The organism is Coleofasciculus sp. FACHB-712 (assembly GCF_014695635.1).
Lineage (GTDB): Bacteria > Cyanobacteriota > Cyanobacteriia > Cyanobacteriales > FACHB-T130 > FACHB-T130.
In genome coordinates, this window is record NZ_JACJOQ010000040.1 from 1 (window position 1) to 3659 (window position 3659).

At 50.2% G+C, this 3659-nt stretch carries 2 protein-coding genes and 1 pseudogene; all 3 read left to right on the top strand.

Annotated elements, in window-relative coordinates; genetic code table 11:
• Positions 1 to 750, top strand: a pseudogene (locus H6F50_RS00710) (aromatic ring-hydroxylating dioxygenase subunit alpha); the annotation flags it as partial.
• Positions 751 to 1005: 255 nt separating this feature from the next.
• Positions 1006 to 2286: an aminotransferase class I/II-fold pyridoxal phosphate-dependent enzyme gene (locus tag H6F50_RS00715; protein WP_190425203.1), complete on the top strand. Its 1281-nt coding sequence runs from the start codon at positions 1006 to 1008 to the stop codon at positions 2284 to 2286.
• Positions 2287 to 2355: 69 nt separating this feature from the next.
• Positions 2356 to 3659 (top strand): radical SAM protein (locus H6F50_RS00720; RefSeq protein ID WP_190425206.1); only part of this gene is annotated, 1304 nt, incomplete at its 3' end.

Sequence of the window (3659 nt, forward strand, 5' to 3'; positions counted from 1 at the left end):
AGTTATCCAGTGCAAGAAAAATATAATCTTATCTGGATCTTCCCTGGCGATCGCGCCCTCGCCACCACCTGTCAGCCGCCGGATATCCCTGAATTTGACGAGCCAGATTGGTTAATGGTGCCAGTGAGTGCCCACTTCCAAGCCCATTTTTCCATCTGCAATGAGAACACGATGGATGTTTTTCATGGTTTCCTGCACCAAAAATTGCAGGGTTGGTTCGATCCGGTGCTAACAAGTCTGCGAGAGACGGACGCCGCAGTCTGCGCCGAATACAATGTTTCCTACAAAGGTCGCATGGCTCAGTTTCTCGGATTGAGCGATCGCGCTGACGAAGTAACCACCTTACCGATCTCGATTCAGTATCGATACCCTCATTTTTATACCGTTCTCCAAGGAGTTTCCGCCCTATACTTGATGCGATTGCCCGTTGGCTTAACTGAGAGCCGCTCTTTTGCCTTTTTCTTTTTCAAAGTCCGCCTGCCAAAATGGGTACTCAACCCGCTCAAGCCTTTGTTGCAAATCCTGCTCCCGCGCTTTGTGTTGTTGAAATTTCTCGCTCAAGACATCGAGATGATCGAAAGCGAGCAGCGAACCTATTTAGCCAATCCCCAGCGACGTTATGTAGAAATAAATCCAGCGATTATTGCTATCCAGCGGCTAATTGTCCGGCAACATGAGAAATTTGTGCAAAAATCTAGTCAATCGCAAAATCATCAGGGGAATTCAGAAAAGTCTATTTCTCTCTCGTGAGGCGATTGCAAGAGAGCCATCTGAACTAACCCAAGAAAATTCACTCGGATGAAGGCAATCTTAGCAGCGGCGTATCCTCTAGCCCTTTCTCAGTCCTGCGGTCAAGTGAGCTGGAGCAATATATTCATAAACACTATGAAATCTTATTCCTTTGGGCGTTTCGTCAGACCTGGATAGCAGAAACTGAGTCTGGCAAATATTACTGTTGAGCCAGAGGCGATCGCCGATCTGGTAAAAGCTGAGAGGAGTCAACTTGTGCAAATTGTCAAAGAATATGTCCAGCATTGGTACGCGAGCGGACTTGACCCTGATGAATATATCTGTCACGAGAAGCAGGGGAATACAGTCGAGATTGAAGACGCGGCGACGGGTGAGCGTCAAACCGTTCTCAGCTTTTGCACCAATGATGTTTTAGGGTTAGTTCACGAAGAAGCCGTTAAGCAAGGTGCCATTGATGCCATCCTGAAATACGGAACGTCAAACAGCTCCTGCTCCGTCTTGAGCGGTCGAATCGATCTGCATCGACAGCTAGAGGACGAGATTTCCGCCTTTAAGCATCTGCCCCATACCCAGCTATTTCTGAACGCTTGGATGGCGATGCAAGCCTTAATGGATGCCTTCTGCCACTTGGCAATTCCCGTACCGGGATTTCAGAACACTCGCGAAACTTTGATTCTCACCGATGTCCTCAATCATGGCTGCATTGTCTCAGCCGTCGTCAATGCCGGGACTCGTTCCGGAAAAGTGTTTGGCAATAGTCCCCGCACCCGTGTAAAAGCTTACCGCCATTGTAATGTGGAGGATTTAGCGCGGAAACTGCATCGATATGCCCGACCTGGCGATCGCATTCTGGTTGTATCCGATGCCGTATTCTCAATGGATGGGGATATCGCGCCGCTGCTCGACATGATCGGTGTCCTGCAAAAATATGAGGGCAGCGTGCTAGTAATGGATGAAGCTCATGCCAGCGGTGCCATTGGAGCCACGGGCAGAGGGATCTACGAGCATTTTGGCATTTTGCCCAGTTATGCGATTGAGCGGGGCGTCGTGCCGCTGATTATGACGACTTTCTCTAAGTTTGCCGCCTCAGCCGGAGCCGCCATTAGCAGCCACGTCGCAGAGTTAAAACCCCTGCTGAATGTTTCTCCTACCTCAATTGGAACCATTTCTTTACCGCCACCAACCACGGCTGCTGCCTTAGAAAGCATCCGTATCGTTCGTCAACAGCCAGAACGAGTCCAAAGGCTACAGGAAAATACCCGCTACTTGCGATCGCGCTTAGCTGAAAATGATTTTGCCGCAATTGGCGAGACAAACGTTGTCCCAGTCATTTTACCGTCAGAAATTAATCCCAAGGTCTTTGGCAGACAACTTTTGCAAGAGCGCGGTCTTTGGGTCTCTCCGATTTGGTTTATTGCCAAACCCCGCCTCCGCATTACCGTCAACGCTCTCCACACTCACGAGGAAATGGATCGTTTGGTGGCAGGAATGGTAGCCGTTCGGGACTTATTGTATAAACCAACGATTAGTGCATAGCAATACCAGGCTTAACCTGAGATTGCCCTATGACTAGCCGTTTGCTTAACCCCTTTTTTGGAGTGCGTGATGCGTGTACTGCTCCTCTATCCACAATTTCCCAAATCGTTCTGGTCTTTTGACAAAGCGCTGGAACTAATCGGACGGAAGGTATCGCTTCCTCCGCTGGGGATGATCACAGTCGCAGCGATTCTGCCCCAAACTTGGGAGTTCCGCTTAGTAGACCGCAACGTTAAATTTGAGACTGAAGCAGACTGGGCTTGGGCAGACCTTGTCATCATCTCCGGGATGATTGTCCAGAAACCCGATATGCTACACCTGATCCGCGAAGCAAAGCAGCGCGGCAAATTAGTGGCGGTCGGTGGCCCCTACGTTACCTCAGTTCCAAATGCGGCACAGGAAGCCGGGGTGGACTTTCTGGTTTTAGACGAAGGCGAGATTACCCTGCCGCTCCTAGTCGAGGCTTTAGAGCGGGGTGAAACACAGGGGGTATTCCGTTCTAATGGCGAAAAGCCCGATGTCACGAATACACCCATTCCCAGATTCGACCTGCTGGATTTAAGCGCCTACAACGATATGTCAGTGCAGTTTTCGCGGGGTTGCCCCTTTCAGTGCGAGTTCTGCGACATCATTGTTCTCTATGGGCGGAAGCCACGCACGAAAACCCCCGCGCAACTGCTTGCTGAATTGCAGGCTCTCTATGACTTGGGCTGGCGGCGCTCCATTTTTGTGGTTGATGACAACTTCATCGGCAACAAGCGCAACGTCAAGCTCTTGCTGCGCGAACTCGGTCCCTGGATGGCAGCTCGCGGCTACCCCTTCCGCCTTTCGACGGAAGCCTCGGTGGACTTAGCACAGGATGAGGAATTGCTCGATTTGATGGTCGCTGCTAACTTCAGTGCAGTGTTTTTGGGCATTGAAACACCGGACACAGAGAGTCTGGCTATGACTCAGAAATTCCAAAATACGCGCAATTCGCTGATGGAATCGGTTCAGAAAATCAATCGAGTGGGTTTGCGCGTGATGGCTGGTTTCATCATTGGCTTTGATGGTGAAAAGCCTGGGGCAGGTCGTCGGATCATTGATTTTGTGGAAGCGACGGCAATTCCTCAAGCACTGTTCAGTATGCTTCAGGCTTTGCCGAATACGGCACTGTGGCATCGACTTCAAAAAGAGGGTCGTTTGCTGGAGGGGAGTGAAGAGGCGAATATCCATCAGACAACGCTGACCAATTTTATCCCCAGTCGTCCTTTAGAAGAATTGGCTCGTGAATACGTCAGTTGCTTCTGGGAACTGTATGAACCATCTCGCTATCTAGCACGAGTCTATCGGCACTTTATACAGATGAAGCCGACTCCTCACAAGAAGAAGTT